Here is a 16,524-nt window from a genome sequence, read left to right as displayed (position 1 = left end):
ATCAAGCTATTCCAGCAATTTGTTTGTCATCTGGTCCGCAGGGCGTTAGGAGCAGAAGAAATTTCGGAGCCCCCAACATATGTCAGCTTCCCCCTTCCGGTCCGGCCTGAGACGTGGCTTGCCCGTTACCCTGTCCGTCATGCCCTTCGGCGCCCTCTTCGGTGCCGTTGCGATTGACAACGGCTTGACGGCCGCCGAAGCTATTTTGATGAGCGGCAGCATTTATGCCGGTGCCAGCCAGCTGGTCGGTATCGAGCTGTTCAATCAGAATCTCCCGGCATGGCTCGTCGTGCTGTCCATTTTCGCGGTCAATTTCCGCCATGTGCTCTATTCCGCAGCCATGGTGCGCGTGGTGCCGGAATGGTCGATTGCCCGTAAGGCTCTGGGCTTCTTCTTTCTGGTTGATCCGCAATTTGCCGAATCTGTGCGCCAGAAGGAAATTCACGGCAGGGTCGGCTTTGCTTGGTACATGGGCTACGCGCTGATCGTCTATGTTGGCTGGATGCTGTCCACCGTCGCCGGTGCACTGCTCGGTAATCTCATCGGCGACCCGAAGGAAGCTGGCTTTGATGTGCTGCTGCCGGTCTATTTTATGGGCATGGTATTGGGCTTCCGCACCCGCAGCAACTTCTATCCCGTCATGCTGGCCAGTGCCGTGGGTGCCATTGCTGCCTATCACTTCGTCGGCTCACCGTGGCATGTCAGCATCGGTGCCATCGCCGGCATTCTGCTCGCGGTCATTCTGCCGCCTGCACCGGTTGATCCGCAAACCGACGCCAAGAACGGGGAGATCGCATGATGAGCGACCTGTTCGATCCCCACACTTTGCTGATCATCTTTGCCGGTGCCTTGGCGACCTACCTCACCCGCGTCGGCGGCTATGTGCTGATGGTGCGCATGAAGACCATTCCGCCGCGCGTCGAGGCCGGGCTGAATGCGGTTCCCGTCGCGGTTCTGACCACTCTCGTCGCACCCGCCTTTTTCGAAGGCGGATACGAGGTGAAGCTGGGCATGATCTTCGCGCTCGTCGTCGGCCTGCGCTTTCCCGGCCTGATCATGCTGATATCAGGCTGGGCGCTGGTCGTGGCGATGCGCTACTTCTCTATCGCGTAAGTGTTTCCGTGGCGGCAGTCAGCCACTGCTGCACGGAAGCGTCCGAGATTAGCGGCATCAGCTTTTCCCGAACCGTGGCGTGGTAGGTATTCAACCACGCCAGCTCTTCCTCGGTCAGAAGCGACACGACGATGAGACGCCGGTCGATGGGGCACCATGTCAGCGTCTCGAAAGACAGCATCGGCTGATCGCCACCGTCGATGGCCTCAGCCTCGCGCACATAGATCAGGTTTTCGATGCGGATGCCGAATGCGCCGGGGCGGTAATAGCCCGGCTCGTTCGACAGGATCATGCCGGGCAGGATTTCCTGTTGTGAAACGCGGGAAATGCGCTGCGGACCTTCATGCACGGAAAGATATGAGCCCACGCCATGGCCCGTGCCATGGCCGTAATCCGCCCCCGCCTTCCACAGTGCAATACGCGCCAGCGGATCGAGATCGCAACCACGCGTGCCCTTTGGGAAACGGGCGGCGCTGATGGCGATGACACCCTTCAGCACCAGCGTGAAGAACCGCTTCTGCTCTTCCGGCACATTGCCGATGGCGACCGTGCGGGTAATATCCGTGGTGCCGTTCACATATTGCGCACCGGAATCGACGAGGAACATCTCGCCATCCTGCAAGGCGCGGTCGCTATCCGTCGTCACGCGGTAATGGATGATGGCGGCGTTGGGACCGGCACCGGAAATCGTATCGAAGGAAATATCCTTGAGCGGGTTCTGCATGGCCTGCCCCACCCGCGCCCGCGCAGCCTCCAGAGTTTTGACGGCCTGAATTTCCGTCACTGTGCCGGGCTGCTGCCCATCCAGCCATGCCAGATATTCCACCATGGCGGCACCGTCCTGCACATGTGCGGCGGCGGAACCGGCAATCTCTGCTTCGTTCTTGCAGGCGCGCGGCAGCTTGACCGGGTCGGCAGCTTCCACCACTTCCCCACCCGCTTCGGTGATGGAAAGCGTCAGCGCCACCGGCGTCACATCCACATCGGTCAGAATACGGCCAGCTGCGCTGGCAATCGCATGCAGACGCGCTGCGATCTCTTCGGGCGGCAAAAGCGTTGCCAGTGGCGAGAGATAGGCCTTCACCTCCTCGCCCGTCTTGCGCTCATCCACAAACAGATCGGCCTTGCCATCCGCATAGATGATGGCGCGCGCCAGCGGATGCGGCGTGTGCGGCACGTCGTTACCGCGAATATTGAATATCCACGCGATGGAGGATGGATCGGTGATCAGCACGGCATTTGCCTTGCGTGCCGAAACGATCTCACCAATCGTGGCGATCTTCACCTGCGCAGGCAGACCCGTGACATGATCCGGCTGAATGTTGACCGGCTCCATCGGTTCCGCCGGGCGATCTTCCCACAGCGGATCAAGCGGGTTGCTCTCCAGAAGAACAACCGATCCACTCTTTTCAGACAAGGCTTTTTCGAAACGCTTCAGCTCTGCGCCCGTATGCAGCCACGGGTCGATGCCCAGGCGAAAGCCGTTCGGCGCATTGTCGGCAAGCCATTTCGCAGGCGGCGCACCCACAAGATCACCGCCGGTGAAGACCGACTGATCGACCTGCGAAGCAAGCTGCGTGGTGTAACGACCGTCCACAAAGACAATAGCCTCATTGCGCGTAACCAGCACGATGCCGGCAGAACCGGTAAAGCCGGTCAGCCACGCCAGACGTTCGGCACATTCCGGCACGTATTCGCCCTGATATTCATCGGCGCGCGGCACCAGAAAGCCATCGATACCGAGCGCATCGAATGTTGCGCGCAGAGCCTCGACACGAGCCTTGCCGAATTGCGGAGTGGATTTGTTTTCGAATGACTGGAACATGAACTGCTTTCCGAATGCCTGATTTCGGAGCAGACCATAAGCATCTGACCGAAAGCTGTGAAGCGGTTTTCGGTCAGATGGTGATAACACTCAGTCGTTACGAAGATGGATCGTAACCCAGCCATTGCGCCAGATGGTTCTGACGTGGCTGAGATGCATGCCGTTATAGGCCGAAAGCACCTTCCAGCGCTGCGAGGCCAGAATGCCCGACAGGATGACCGTGCCGCCGGGTGCCAGATGCGTCACCAGTTGCGGTGCCATCTTGATCAGCGGGCGGGCGAGAATATTGGCGATGATGAGGTCGAACGGACCGTGCTTGCGGAAGGAATCCGAATGGAAGCCGGGAGCTGTTTCCAGCGCCATGCCGGAGACGATGCCGTTCAGCCGCGCATTTTCCTTTGCGACCTTGATCGCGATCGGGTCGATATCTGTTGCCAGAACCGGCACCGGGCGCATTTTGGCAACCGCGATGGCGAGAACGCCACTGCCGGTGCCGAGGTCAAGCGCGTTGCGAATTGTCCGCGCGCGCAGCACCTGCTCGATCATCTCCAGACAACCCGCCGTGGTGCCATGGTGACCGGTGCCGAAGGCCTGACCGGCCTCAATCTCGATGGCGATATCGTTGACCCGCACCTTATCCCGATCATGCGAGCCGTGAACGATGAAACGCCCTGCCCGCACCGGCTTCAGGCCTTCCAGCGACTTGGCAATCCAGTCGACATCGGGAATGACTTCGCGTTCGAGCACAAGCTTCGGATAGGCAATCTTCAGCGCGTCTTCGATGCGGCTGCGGGCGTCTTCTTCCTCGGATTCCAGCAGATAGACCGAGGCTTCCCAGATATCGCGCTTCTCATCCACCTCGGTCGTGGCGATGGCAACATCTTCTTCGCCGAACACCTCCGACAGCAGATCCAGCACTTCCCCGGCCTGAACTTCGGTGGTGGTTACAAAAAGACGGATTTCGCTCACGGCTGACGCTTTCCTTACATAGGTTCCAGCCGTCAGCCTTTGCCACAAAAGCGGCTGCGATCCAATGGAGTGACAGCGAGATTATTCAGCCGAAATCAGGTCTTGGTGAGATTTTCCAGCTTTTGCACGGCAACATCGGGATTCTCACCATAAGCGATGGTCCCGGCAAAGCGGCCCTTGGCATCCAGAAGGATGACCGAGGCGGTGTGATCCATGGTGTAATCGCCCTTGGGGTCCTTCTCATCCACCGGCACCTTCTTGGCGTAGATGCGGTAGCCCTTCAGCGTTTCGGCAATTTTATCCGGTGCACCGGTGATGCCGGTAATGCGCTTGGAGACGTTCGACACATACTGACTGAGGATTTCGGGCGTGTCGCGCTCGGGATCGACCGAGACGAAATAGGCCTGCATCTTGTCACCCGCAGGGTCCACCTTCTCCATCCAGCCATTCAGCTCAAACAGCGTGGTGGGGCAGACTTCCGGGCAATGGGTAAAGCCGAAGAACAGCGCTGTCGGCTTGCCCTGAAAGGCTTTTTCGGTAATCGGCTGGCCGTTTTGCGCAACAAGCTGGAAGGGCGTGCCATAAACTTCTTCGACCATCTCCTCACGGCTCTTGGTCAGCTCCATCGTCAGCCAGCCCATGACACCCAGCAGGACCACGACAGCACCCCAAAGCGCGATACGAATATTCTTCATGCCATTCCCCGATCAGCATAGAGCCAGCGTTTGGAAAGCTTCTAGCCCGAGCCACGTCATTTCGGCAATTCAAGAAAAGGTTTGAAGCGGCAACCGCGCTGTTTTGTCTCAAACAGCAATGCGCTCAAAAGCACCAGGCAATGCCGCTCTGGACCGCAGAGAGAAAAATATCCGTTCCGTGGCGCATCCAGCCATCGAATGTCAGCAAAACGAGAAACAACGCAGCACCCGTTGCGAGGGCAGCGGCAAGCAATTTCATCGGGCCGGTCAGTAAAACTCTCATGGCGCAAATATACCGGAAAAACGGGTGCGGCGAAACCACGAAATGGCCTGCATTACCGCTGTTTATAGTGCCGCGTTAGGGAAAGTTTAAATTGTTTTTGGGCATTATGATTGCCAGCGGTCAGCCCTTGCGGCGCACGACATGATGTCAACCGGACTAGCTCCGACGCCGCATCACCTTCAAAAATCAAATTCGGCCAGCCAAGAGAGCCGTCAGGAAAAGTACGACCATGTCGAACGCCATCAAACAATCAGGCGCATATCTGGAAATCGTTTCCTTCCATCTCGGCGATCAGGAATTCTGCATCGACATCATGGCGATCCGCGAAATTCGCGGCTGGGCGCCGGTGACCCCGATGCCGCACACACCACCTTACGTTCTGGGCCTCATCAACCTTCGTGGCGCGGTTATCCCCGTCATCGATATGGCATGCCGTCTGGGCATGAAGATGACCGAACCATCCGAGCGCTCCGCCATCATCGTCACCGACATCGGCGGCAAGCTGGTTGGTCTGCTGGTCGAACAAGTCTCCGACATGATGACCATCAAATCCGAAGACCTTCAGCCTGCGCCTGAAATCATCCCGGAAGACCAGCGCAATTTCTGCCACGGCATCGTGGCGCTGGAAAAAAGCATGGTCTGCTTCCTCAACCTCGACACGGTTATTGCCGACGAGCTTTCGCGCGAAGCTGCTTGAGGCGATTTTTAGACCACAAACGCAAACGGCGGGACGAAAAGGTGCTTACCACCCTCGACGTCATCCTCGGGCTTGTCCCGAGGATCTAACGAATCCCGACGTCAAACGTGGTTAGATCCTCGGGACAAGCCCGAGGATGACGGCATAATGTTTGGCCCCATCAAGGCTTGCCCTTCGTCCACGTCACTGTCTGCCCATAAAGCGGCACCGTCGAAATCGCCATCTTGGCCGAACCATCCGTCAGCTCGCGCGTGTGGACGAGGTAGATCAGCGTATCATTCGCCTTGTCATAGATGCGGTTGACGACCATCTTTTTCCACACCAGCGACATGCCCTGCCGGAAGACTTCCTCGCCCTCCTTGCCAAGATCGATATCGCCAACTTCCACAGGACCGGTCTGGCTGCAGGAAATGGCATTGTTGGATGGGTCTTCAAACCAGTTGCCGTTCTTCAGCCGGTCGATCACACCACGGTCGAAATAGGTAACGTGGCACGTCACACCCTTGACCTGCGGGTCGGCGATTGCCTCGACAACGATATCATTACCGGTCCAGTCGACACCCACCTTGCCCACCACCTGCGCAACAGCGGCGACAGGCAACAGTGCAAGACCTGCAATAACCAAGGAACGAAACGCTTTAGCCATAACCCAAACCCTCACATGAACTGCCATAGAGATAGGTCTGCGCAGGCGTACAACAAGGCATGATGTCAGCGTTTTCTCATGGTGCAGGGCGCATAGCCGGTGGCGTGCAGCCGTCCAGTCACCATGCCGATCTTTTCGGGTATGTGATGAATGTGCTCGACGGCAAGCGCTTTGGCCGCAGCAATAGACGCCGCCGCACAGACAACAGCATCTTCCGCGGCATTGTGGTGCACGAAGCGCAGTTGCAGATGATGGGCGATGATATTGAGCTTGTGTGATGGTAGCGACGGCCAGACGCGTTGCGACATCTTCACGCTGCAAAAATAGGACAGCTGCGGATAGCTCTGTCGATACTTGTCGAAACTCGCCCGCATGACGCTGAAATCGAAAGCCGCATTATGCGCGATCATCGTTGAGTCACGCAGGTCATCGGCAAACTCGTCCATCACCTCGGGGAATTCCGGCGCATCTTCTACATCGTGCGGCTTGATACCGTGAATGGCGACATTGAAAGACGAAAACCGCATCTCCTTGGGCCGGATCAACCGCTCCTCCACCCGCACGATCCGTCCATCCTCGATCCACGCGAGACCGACGGAGCAGGCGCTGCCACGCTCTTCATTGGCGGTCTCGAAATCGATGGCGATGGTCTTCAAGGAGTGATTCCCGTTTGCTCTTCGCACGGCATAAAGCAAACCGTCGTGAAAATGAACCGCCTCACAGGAATCGGGTGGTCAAGCGCCACAGCCAGGATTACAGCAAAAGCAGGGATCGATGTTGTGAGGGGAAATCAAACGTGGCCGTGCATAAACAGATGAATGCGACCGAATGGTCGCTGCTTTGCATCCTTTCGGTCCTGTGGGGCGGATCGTTCTTTTTCGTCGGCATCGCCGTCAAGGAACTGCCGCCAGTGACCATCGTCACGCTGCGAGTATCCATCGCCGCGCTGGCCCTACTCACCGTCTGCCGCATCATGGGCTATGCCATGCCCAAATCGCCACAGGTGTTGCGCCCCTTTTTCGGCATGGGCTTGCTCAACAACATCATCCCCTTCTGCCTCATCGTCTGGGGCCAGACCCACATCGCCAGCGGCGTTGCCTCGATTCTCAACGCCACCACGCCGCTCTTCACCGTTATTGTGGCGCACATGCTAACCACTGATGAAAAGCTGACCATCAACAAGCTTGCAGGCATCGTCATCGGCTTTGCCGGTGTCGCCACCATGATCGGCCCTTCGGCACTGACAGGCGAAAGCTCCAGCCTCTGGGGCCAGCTCGCCATTCTCGGCGCGGCCATTTCCTACGCCTTCGCCGGAATCTTCGGCCGCCGCTTCAAAGCGATGGGCGTGCCACCGTTGGTCACCGCAACCGGGCAGATCTCGGCATCCACCATCATGCTCATTCCCCTCGCCCTCATCATCGACCAGCCATGGACGCTCTCCATGCCAAGCGGCGAGGTCTGGGCCGCCCTGCTCGGCGTCGCGCTTCTGTCCACGGCGCTCGCCTACCTCATCTTCTTCCGCATCCTCTCCTCAGCCGGTGCCACCAACCTCGCGCTGGTGACCTTTCTCATCCCCGTCAGCGCCATTCTGCTGGGCTCTCTGGTGCTGGGCGAACAGCTGGAAGCAAAACATCTGATTGGCATGGCGATGATTGCAGCTGGACTGGTGGCGATTGATGGGCGGGTGTTTCGATGCCGGGTGGCCTAATCGTATTCGTTGTGATCTTAAAATTCTTTACTGGCGTCATATAATCGTTTGATCAGCTTGTTGCCTTTTCTGGCAGCAGGTTGCTGTTAAGTAGCGTTTTCAAGAGGTAGCACAGCGCTATCGGTTAAGTTTCAACTCGACTTTTGCTTGTATTTTTGATTTCATATGAAAGGGGAATTTTGGGGTTAAGTATATGAATCCAGATAAATTAGTTAGAATTTCGAACGACCGGCTGTCTAGCCGACAGGTTGACGAATTAATTGGTCTTGCACGTGGCCTCATTGCGGACGGCGCTATAAATCAGCAAGAGGTCGAGTTTTTACAAAGATGGCTGGCAGCAAATGAAGTGCTCAGCGACAATCCGCTGATTGGAACGCTCTATAGGCGTGTAACTGATATTTTAGCGGATGGTCACGTCGATCAAGCGGAGATGTCAGCACTTCTAGAAACTCTTAGACGCTTTGCTAACAATGATTTTGAGTTAGGAGAAATCCTCAAATCAACGACACTACCCTTATGTTCTCCGGCGCCAGACCTTACATTCTTAGGTCAAAACTATTGTTTCACCGGTACATTTAACTTCGGCCAGAGAAAGCACTGCGAGGCTGCAGTCGTAGAGCGTGGAGCATCCACAGGCAACTTGACCCGAAAAACTAACATTCTAGTAATCGGTGTCTATGCTACGGAATCCTGGAAACACTCTTCATTTGGGAACAAAATAGTTCAGGCATCTGAACTACGAGATAATGGGCACTCCATAGCCATCGTCTCGGAGGAGCATTGGATCAAATATCTGTAGTCTACCACCGAAAAGTTAAGGCTCATTGGATTAGCGTGAGCCATTCGTCCTCTGTAAGTATTTTTACGCCATGTTTTTGTGCATCAGCGAGCTTCGAGCCCGCTCCCGATCCAACAACGACCATATCAGTTTTCCCAGAAACTGATCCTGAAACACGCGCGCCAAGTCGTTCGGCTGTGGCTTTAGCTTCGTTACGCGTCATCTTCTCCAAATTGCCAGTAAACACAACCGTTTTCCCTGAAATATCACTACTTGTGCTCACAGGCTCATCAAAGAAGACATCAAGGTGTAACAACAAATCAGTCACAGCTGAAATATTGTGATTTTCAGTAAAAAAATCGATCAACGAGTTGGTAGCTACGGTCCCAACATCTGCCAGTTCAACAAGCTCTTTGTAAGCTCCGGTAGGAGCTCCACCGTGAGCGGTGGAGACGAAATCAAAGATTTTTTCGGGAGTATGGAACTGCTCCAACAATCTTTGTTTCTGCGTTTTATTGATCTTAACCGCCGAAAGCCAACTATTGGGCGATAACGAGTAACCCACTGGCGCATCGGGACCGACTGACGCTAAAAGCGTTTTGACAGCGCCGTCACCAATTCGATCAATTGAGTACAACGCTAACCAATGCTCGCTTGGGCGACCTATGGATGCGTACACTACCGCATCAATCAGCGTTGTCGGAGCGCGATAATGTTTGGCTAACGCTTTTGCCGTGATTTCACCGATATTACGTATGCCTAGCGCAAACAAAAATCTGTCAAAAGAAACCCTGCGACTATTGTCTATCGATAAAAAAAGCTTTTCAACACCTTCAAACGATCTAGCGTCATCAGCCGGCACCTTCTTTCGCTGTTTTCCTGCTCGCTCATCGCGCTGCGACTGAAGCTGCTTCCGGTATTCCAAAATTATCGATTTGACGCGATCAGCATTTAGATGAAGGCGAAATATATCAGCAGGGGTTTTGACTAGTTCGGAGTTATAAAAGAGCTCAACATATTGATCCCCAAAACCTTCAATATCGAAAGCAGTTCGAGAGACAAAGTGGCGAAGCCTTTCGATCTGTTGGGCTGAGCAAATCAAACCACCAGTGCATCGCCAGACCGATTCCCCGTCTTCCCGCACGGCATGACTGCCGCATTCTGGGCACGTTTTGGGAAATTCATAACGCTTAGAATCTTGTGAGCGTTTGTCTAGCAGTACATCCAGCACTTGAGGAATTACGTCGCCAGCGCGCTGCACTATGACGGTATCACCAACGCGAATATCGTGTCCCTCTGGTCGGATGCGCTCGCCCTTACTTCCTAAGCCTTCGATGTAATCCGCATTGTGCAGTGTCGCGTTTGTCACAACGACACCTCCGACTGTGACTGCCTTCAGCCGAGCCACCGGGGTCATCGCGCCTGTTCGCCCAACCTGAATATCGATCTTTTCGACGGTCGTGAACGCCTGTTCCGCCGGGAACTTGTGCGCCGTTGCCCAGCGTGGGCTGCGAGAGCGGAAGCCGAGGCGCTCCTGCAAATCCAGCCGGTCTACCTTATAGACCACACCATCGATATCGTAATCGAGATCAGGCCTCGCGATGCCGATTTCCTGATAATGTTCAATCAGTTGCTGACCGGAGGTGAATCGCTTCATGAAGGGGTTCACCGGGAAGCCCCATTCCCGAAACTTCTCAACGATGCCGTATTGCGTATCGGCAAGGCGCGTCGGCTGACCGCCATTGGATACCTCACCCAACGCATAGGCGAAGAAACGCAGCTTACGCTTGGCCGTTACATTCGCATCCAGCTGCCGCAGCGAGCCGGAGGCCGTGTTGCGCGGGTTGACGTAGGTCTGCTTTCCCTCGGCTTCCATCTGCGCGTTCAGCGCCAGAAAGTCGCTCTTGGCCATATAGACCTCACCACGCACCTCCACCACATCAGGCACGCCCTTTGGCAGATCGTTCGGAATTTCCTTGATGGTCATGATGTTGGCGGTCACGTTCTCGCCCGTCGTGCCATCGCCACGTGTGGCGGCGGTCTTCAGCCTGCCGTTCTCGTAACGGATCGACATGGAAAGGCCATCGATCTTCGGCTCTGCGGTAAAGGCAATCGAATCGTCGGGCATGTTGCCGAGGAAGCGATAGACGGACGCCACGAAATCGCTGACGTCCTCATCCGAAAACGTGTTGTCGAGCGACAGCATGGGCCGCGCATGAACGATGGGCGCAAACGTAGGCAGTGGCGCGAAGCCGACTTTCTTGGAAGGACTGTCCGCCCGCATGAGATCAGGAAATGCCGCCTCGATGGCATCATTGCGACGCTTCAGCGCGTCATATTCGGCGTCCGAGACCTCTGGTGCATCCTTGCCGTGATACAGCGCATCATGCCGGGCAAGCTCCGCCGCCAGAAAGGCAAGCTCGGCAGACGCCTCAAGCTCGGACAGTTTTTCCACCGGAATTTGATCTTGGGACATTGGGCAGGCCTCGTGCAGGAATCGAATTTGTTTTTAACGCAGCCTGCCCACTTTTCAACGCCAAGCTTTCGCGTAATCTGATTTCCGGGAGCGAGCAGCAACGGGGACACGACCATGGACATGATGACACTCATCGCATTCGCCGCCGCCTTCTTCGTTTTTGCAGCCAGCCCCGGCCCGGATAATATGACCATCGTCGCACGCACCATTACCCACGGCGCGGCATCCGGTCTTGCCTATGGCGCAGGCACCGTGGCGGGCATTCTCGTATTCCTCACGCTCGCCGCCTTTGGCCTGTCCATACTCGCAGCAGAAATGGGAACGTTGATGACGGTCCTGCGATATGCGGGCGCGGCCTATCTGGTCTGGATGGGTATCAAATTATGGACGGCGGACCCGGTCGTGCCGGAGCTGCAAGCGGTGAAAGCACGCGGCAGCCTGCTGTCGATCTTCGCCACCGGCATGGCCCTCAATCTCGGCAATCCCAAAATGCCACTGTTCTATGTGGCCTTGCTGCCAAACGTGGTTGGAGCCTCGTTGACGGTCGATCATCTGGCCACGCTGGCTGGCGTTATTCTCTGCGTAGAAGCCATCGTCATCGGCGGCCACGTCGCGCTGGCCGTGCGCGCCCGCAGCCTGCTGCGCTCGGAGAAAATCGTGCGTCGGGTCAACCGCACAGCAGGTGGCGTGATGATTGGTTCGGGCGTTGCGGTGGCCGTCAGCCGTTAGTCCTGCGCTGCCAGCAGCTTGGCAGCGGCAGCCCTCGCCTCATCCGTGACCGAAGCGCCTGCCAGCATGCGGGCGATTTCTTCGGTGCGGTGTTCGGGCTGCATGGTGGCGACGCGAGTGGCTATGCGCTCTGTTCCGTCGCCGGATGGGCCCTTGGAGATGAGCAGATGCGTAGCAGCGCGGGCAGCGACCTGCGGGGCGTGGGTTACGGAGAGAACCTGAACGGTTTTCGAAAGGCGCTTCAGCCGCTGGCCAATGGCATCTGCCACGGCACCACCAACGCCGGTGTCGATTTCATCGAAGACCAGCGTGGGTGCGGAGCCACGGTCCGCCAGAGCCACCTTCAGCGCCAGCAGGAAGCGCGAAAGCTCGCCGCCCGACGCCACTTTCATGATTGGGCCGGGGCGTGTGCCGGGGTTGGTCTGAACGTGGAACTCGACGATATCGATGCCATCCGCGGTGCCGGAAGAGGCATCACTGGTGACTTCCACGGTGAAGCGCGCGCGCTCCAGCTTCAAGGCCGGAAGCTCGGCCATCACAGCTTCGGACAGAGCCGAGGCTGCGTTGTGGCGTTTTTCGGAAAGCGACTGGGCCGCCCGGTCGAAATCCGCCTTTACGACAATCAAATGCTTGTCCAGTTGGGCCAGCTTTTCCTCACCAGCATCGAGATCAGCGAGATCAGCGACCATACGCTCGGCCAGCGCCGGAAGCTCGGTGACGGGAACGGAATATTTGCGGCCAGCGGCACGCAGGGCAAACAGACGCTCCTCAACCCGCTCAAGCTCACGCGGATCGAACTCGGTGCGGCGAAGCGCGGCTTCGACTTCCATCTGCGCGTTGGACAAGCTTTCAAGTGCGGCATCCAGCAGCTGAACGGTTTCCTCCAACAGACCGGGCGCTTCATGGCTCTTGCGCTCCAGACGGCGCATCATGGAAGCGATCATCGGAACAGGCGATGAGTTACCGTTGAGGAACTCGCTTGCCTCACCGATATCACCGGCAATCCGCTCGGATTTCTGCATCACGCCGCGGCGTTCCGCCAGCTCGTCCTCTTCACCATCGCGTGGCGACAGAATTTCGAGCTCTTCGACGGATGCCCGCAGATAATCAGCCTCGCGGGCAGCAGCCTCCACCTTGGCGCGGTGCACTTTCAGGCCGCGCTCGGCATCCTTCCAGATGCGGTAAAGCGACTGAACGGATATGACGTCGTCAGTCAGACCGGCAAAAGCGTCCAGAAGGGTGCGGTGAGCATTCGTATCGACCAGTGCGCGGTCATCATGCTGGCCATGGATTTCGACCATGTGCTGGCCAAGCTGGCGCATCAATTGAACGGAAACAGCCTGATCATTGACATAGGCCTTGGTGCGGCCATCGGCAGATTGAACGCGGCGGAAAATCAGATCACCGTCATCATCGAGGCCGTTTTCCCGAAGCATCAGGCGGGCGGGATGCTGCATGCCAACTTCGAAAGTGGCCGTCACCTGCCCCTTGTCTTCGCCGTGGCGCACAAGTCCGCCATCACCGCGCCCACCGAGCGCCAGCGACAGACTGTCGAGAAGAATGGATTTACCGGCGCCCGTTTCGCCGGTCAGCACGGAAAGGCCGGCCTCGAACCCAAGGTCGAGCCGTTCGATCAGAACGATATCGCGGATCGATAGCTGGACCAGCATGGCTTAGGCTCTGTCCTTAGGCTCCCACCAGTTTTTTACCGGCACGGGAAATCCAGGATTCCTTGTTTTCACGAGGCGCAAGCCCCTGCCCCTTCAGGAGCTTGAAGGAATCGTCGTACCACTGGCTGTCAGGATAGTTGTTGCCGAGAACAGCCGCTGCCGTCTGGGCTTCATCCGCCAGACCCATGGCGTAATAGGATTCCGTCAGACGGGCCAGAGCTTCTTCGATCTGGTTGGTGTTCTGATACTGCTCCACCACGATGCGGAAGCGCGAAACGGCAGCCAGATATTCCTTGCGCTCAAGGTAATAACGACCGACTTGCATTTCACGTCCGGCCAGCTGGTCACGCGCGAAACGGATTTTCGCCTGCGCATCGGGCACATATTCCGAATCAGGATAATCGGTGACGACCTTGTTCATCGCTTCGATGGTACGCTGCGCGGCGCGCTGGTCCTGCGTCACGTCGGCAATCTGCTTGGAGTAAGCAAGACCGATCATGTACTGAACGTAAGCGGCGTCCTTGGCACGCGGATACTGCTTGAGGAAGCGTGTACCGGAAGCGATGGCCACATCGTTCTTGTTCTGTCGGGTCGCAATGAAGGTGTTCATGACCAGCGCCTTCTGGCCCCAGTCCGTGAACGGATATTGCTTGTCGATGGCCGAGAACTTACGACCGGCTTCGGTCATGTTGCCGGCATTCATGTTGGCAAGGCCCTGTTTGTAGAGAACATCCGGCGGATCGGTCTCGACGCCAAGCTTGGTGATGTCGATGTCAGGGTCGGACTGGCAAGCAGTTACCAGCGTTCCGGCGCCAATCAGCATAAGCGATACGAGCACGCCCCGCACCGTTCCATTCATCGCACCAGACACTACACGCTTCATTCGTCAGTTCCCACTTCCTGCGTCAATACAGAACATCGGCTTTTCCAGTGGCGTTTCTAGCCATAAAAGCGTCCGCAGGGCAACGCAATGATGACGCAATAACGCATTTTTATGGCATGGTTTCGCATTACGCGCATTAATGTGTACCAAATCACATGTTGGAAGGCTCGCTGCGAAAAAGAAAAGCAACTCGAGGCGTCCCTCATGGAATGTGTTAGCACATAAAACGGGACCACAGTGACGTCGGTGTGCCTATCCGATTGCAACGGGGAACAAACATACTATTTACATATCCGGTTTAGCGTACAAGTTTGACACCAGTTTCTTAGTATGTTCTGAAAGCTGACATGAGCATTTTCGTAGTATTTCGGGTAACTAATCCACAAGCTGTTAAGGCCGCGATAGAGGCCTCCTTCCCGCATGACCATTATCAAGCCGACGTAGATGAATGGATTATATCTGCGAATATGACGGCAAAAGAGCTGTCTGATACATTGAGAATTACGGGTGGGGAGAACGGCTCAGGCATCGTCTTCAAGATGGCAAGTTACTACGGCAGAGCAGCAACTGATCTGTGGGACTGGATAAAAACAAAGTCGGAGGGCGACAATTGAACCCTCCCTCAACAGATCAAGGGAAAGATACACCACCTAGCGAGTTTCCTGAGGTGAATCCCAGAGTTTCAGACATGGGTATGTACAGCACTCAAATTCTTTTTGAGATGCAGCATTCGCTCGGTCGAATTGAAAGTCAGTTAAGTAACATTGATCGAACGGTTAACGACGTTGACGGGCGTCTTCGCACTATAGAATCAAATGCCAGCTGGATCAAAGGCGCTCTTGCCTGCGCAGTCGTTTTGATCCCGATATGTTTCGGTATCGTCTGGTGGTCCCTTGGGGAGCGAATTGAAAACGCCCTGCGAGTTGAGACCGAGCGCACAGTTGATCAAACCAAACCACTCCAGCCCTGAATACAAAGCTGTCCCGCTTCTTTCGACTTGATTTCCGGTTGATTATCGACAGCAATAAAAAATACAAAAAGCCGCCCAATAGGACGGCTTTTTGTATTTTAACTTTTCATCAGGCAGACCAGGGAGCAAACTCTGTCTGCTGGATGGCTACGAACTCACGGGCGCGAACGACGGGATGGCGTGCTGCCGGAGCTTCGACGATTTCATAGGCCGAAGGATCGTTCAGCAGAGCCTTCAGCGCATTGGCATTGACCTTGTGGCCACCGCGATAGGAACGGTAGCAACCGATGAACTGCGCGCCTGCAAGAGCCAGATCGCCAACGGCATCCAGCGTCTTGTGACGGACGAACTCGTCCTTCTCGTAACGCAGGCCTTCCATGTTGATGACCGTGTGGTCGTCGGAAATGACGACGGAATTTTCAAGCGACGAACCCAGCGCGTAACCGGCAGCCCAAAGGCGCTCGACATCACGCATGAAGCCGAAGGTACGGGCGCGCGACAGCTGATTCTTGAAGGTTTCGGCAGTCAGATCACCCTTCCATACCTGGCGGCCGATCAATGGCGTGTCGAAATCGATCTCGACTTCGAAGCGCGTGCCGTCATACGGGCGGAACTCGGCCCATGAAGCACCGGCTTCAATGCGCACAGGCTTGATAACGCGAATGTAGCGGCGCTTCACGCCTAGGTTCACGATGCCGACTGATTCGATGGCTTCGATGAAGGGCATCGAGCTGCCATCCATGATCGGAACTTCAGGACCATCGACCTCAACGATGAGGTTGTCGATGCCCATGGCGTAGATGCCAGCCATGACATGTTCGACGGTTGCGATGGACTGCGGCAGCGAACGACCGATGACGGTGCAGAGATCAGTGTTGCCAACATTGGAGGAAACGGCCTTGAGTTCGACCGCGCTGCCATCTTCATATTGGCGGCTGAAAACGATACCCGTGCCCGCTTCCGCAGGCTGGAACGTCATGGACACCGGGTTGCCCGAATGCACGCCAATGCCCTTGAGCTGAACAGGATTGGCGATTGTTGTCTGGAAACCGAGCAGTCCGATGGTCATGCGAATAAAGCCT

Annotated in this window: 17 protein-coding genes; 7 read left to right on the top strand and 10 right to left on the bottom strand. The window is 56.3% G+C overall.

From position 1 onward, the window contains the following. Nucleotides 1-79: 79 nt before the first annotated feature. Together ABUK73_RS15630 and ABUK73_RS15625 are read left to right on the top strand one after the other, a co-directional pair. Nucleotides 80-799, top strand: a complete 720-nt coding sequence (locus tag ABUK73_RS15630) for an AzlC family ABC transporter permease (RefSeq protein ID WP_353578086.1) — start codon at nucleotides 80-82, stop codon at nucleotides 797-799. Further along, the gene (locus ABUK73_RS15625) at nucleotides 799-1,113 is read left to right on the top strand and encodes an AzlD family protein (RefSeq protein WP_353578149.1); all 315 of its coding nucleotides are present in this window, start codon (nucleotides 799-801) and stop codon (nucleotides 1,111-1,113) included. Before ABUK73_RS15630 ends, ABUK73_RS15625 begins: the two co-directional genes overlap by 1 nt. On the opposite strand, the gene ABUK73_RS15620 is transcribed toward ABUK73_RS15625, so the two are convergent. From ABUK73_RS15620 to ABUK73_RS15605, 4 genes are all read right to left on the bottom strand, one after another. Next, the gene (locus tag ABUK73_RS15620) at nucleotides 1,103-2,938 is read right to left on the bottom strand and encodes an aminopeptidase P family protein (RefSeq protein WP_353578085.1); all 1,836 of its coding nucleotides are present in this window, start codon (nucleotides 2,936-2,938) and stop codon (nucleotides 1,103-1,105) included. The genes ABUK73_RS15625 and ABUK73_RS15620 overlap by 11 nt on opposite strands. Nucleotides 2,939-3,028: 90 nt before the next feature. Continuing rightward, nucleotides 3,029-3,907, bottom strand: coding sequence for a 50S ribosomal protein L11 methyltransferase (locus ABUK73_RS15615; RefSeq protein WP_113087909.1), 879 nt, complete (start codon nucleotides 3,905-3,907; stop codon nucleotides 3,029-3,031). A 95-nt stretch (nucleotides 3,908-4,002) separates the two neighbouring features. After that, nucleotides 4,003-4,602, bottom strand: coding sequence for an SCO family protein (locus tag ABUK73_RS15610; protein WP_353578084.1), 600 nt, complete (start codon nucleotides 4,600-4,602; stop codon nucleotides 4,003-4,005). 124 nt (nucleotides 4,603-4,726) lie between these two features. Beyond that, nucleotides 4,727-4,885 (bottom strand): hypothetical protein, encoded by a 159-nt coding sequence (locus tag ABUK73_RS15605; protein ID WP_353578083.1) that lies wholly within the window; start codon nucleotides 4,883-4,885, stop codon nucleotides 4,727-4,729. Nucleotides 4,886-5,114: 229 nt separating this feature from the next. On the opposite strand from ABUK73_RS15605, the gene ABUK73_RS15600 reads away from it, so the two are divergent. Further along, the gene (locus tag ABUK73_RS15600; protein ID WP_113087912.1) at nucleotides 5,115-5,582 is read left to right on the top strand and encodes a chemotaxis protein CheW; all 468 of its coding nucleotides are present in this window, start codon (nucleotides 5,115-5,117) and stop codon (nucleotides 5,580-5,582) included. Nucleotides 5,583-5,742: 160 nt separating this feature from the next. Here the strand turns inward: ABUK73_RS15600 and ABUK73_RS15595 are convergent, their stop codons facing one another. Both ABUK73_RS15595 and ABUK73_RS15590 read right to left on the bottom strand, forming a co-directional pair. Next, nucleotides 5,743-6,228, bottom strand: coding sequence for a CreA family protein (locus ABUK73_RS15595; RefSeq protein ID WP_113087913.1), 486 nt, complete (start codon nucleotides 6,226-6,228; stop codon nucleotides 5,743-5,745). Between the two features lie 65 nt (nucleotides 6,229-6,293). Further along, entirely contained in the window at nucleotides 6,294-6,884 is a 591-nt protein-coding gene (locus tag ABUK73_RS15590) for a 3'-5' exonuclease (RefSeq protein ID WP_113087914.1), read from the bottom strand. Nucleotides 6,885-7,042: 158 nt separating this feature from the next. Between ABUK73_RS15590 and ABUK73_RS15585 the strand changes: the two genes are divergently transcribed. Further along, nucleotides 7,043-7,936, top strand: coding sequence for a DMT family transporter (locus ABUK73_RS15585; protein ID WP_353578148.1), 894 nt, complete (start codon nucleotides 7,043-7,045; stop codon nucleotides 7,934-7,936). Between the two features lie 193 nt (nucleotides 7,937-8,129). Further along, the gene (locus ABUK73_RS15580) at nucleotides 8,130-8,735 is read left to right on the top strand and encodes a BRCT domain-containing protein (protein WP_353578082.1); all 606 of its coding nucleotides are present in this window, start codon (nucleotides 8,130-8,132) and stop codon (nucleotides 8,733-8,735) included. 22 nt (nucleotides 8,736-8,757) lie between these two features. On the opposite strand, the gene ligA is transcribed toward ABUK73_RS15580, so the two are convergent. Then, a complete protein-coding gene (ligA, locus tag ABUK73_RS15575; RefSeq protein ID WP_353578081.1) occupies nucleotides 8,758-11,190 on the bottom strand; it encodes an NAD-dependent DNA ligase LigA in 2,433 nt (810 codons plus the stop codon). A 114-nt stretch (nucleotides 11,191-11,304) separates the two neighbouring features. Between ligA and ABUK73_RS15570 the strand changes: the two genes are divergently transcribed. Next, complete coding sequence (locus tag ABUK73_RS15570; protein ID WP_353578080.1) at nucleotides 11,305-11,919, top strand: LysE family translocator; 615 nt, start codon at nucleotides 11,305-11,307, stop codon at nucleotides 11,917-11,919. Here the strand turns inward: ABUK73_RS15570 and recN are convergent. Beyond that, complete coding sequence (gene recN / locus ABUK73_RS15565; RefSeq protein ID WP_353578079.1) at nucleotides 11,916-13,589, bottom strand: DNA repair protein RecN; 1,674 nt, start codon at nucleotides 13,587-13,589, stop codon at nucleotides 11,916-11,918. The two genes, ABUK73_RS15570 and recN, sit on opposite strands and share 4 nt — an antisense overlap. A 16-nt stretch (nucleotides 13,590-13,605) precedes the next feature. Continuing rightward, on the bottom strand, nucleotides 13,606-14,472 hold the full coding sequence (locus ABUK73_RS15560) for an outer membrane protein assembly factor BamD (protein WP_113087921.1): 867 nt from the start codon (nucleotides 14,470-14,472) through the stop codon (nucleotides 13,606-13,608). Between the two features lie 347 nt (nucleotides 14,473-14,819). Here ABUK73_RS15560 and ABUK73_RS15555 point away from each other — a divergent pair, with 347 nt between their 5' ends. Further along, nucleotides 14,820-15,086: a hypothetical protein gene (locus ABUK73_RS15555; protein WP_353578078.1), complete on the top strand. Its 267-nt coding sequence runs from the start codon at nucleotides 14,820-14,822 to the stop codon at nucleotides 15,084-15,086. A gap of 465 nt (nucleotides 15,087-15,551) precedes the next feature. On the opposite strand, the gene lpxC is transcribed toward ABUK73_RS15555, so the two are convergent. Then, on the bottom strand, nucleotides 15,552-16,511 hold the full coding sequence (gene lpxC / locus ABUK73_RS15550; RefSeq protein WP_113087922.1) for a UDP-3-O-acyl-N-acetylglucosamine deacetylase: 960 nt from the start codon (nucleotides 16,509-16,511) through the stop codon (nucleotides 15,552-15,554). Between the last annotated feature and the right edge of the window lie 13 nt (nucleotides 16,512-16,524).

The organism is Agrobacterium vacciniicorymbosi, assembly GCF_040427045.1.
Classification (GTDB): Bacteria; Pseudomonadota; Alphaproteobacteria; order Rhizobiales; family Rhizobiaceae; genus Agrobacterium.
This window is presented reverse-complemented; position numbering and strand designations above follow the sequence as displayed.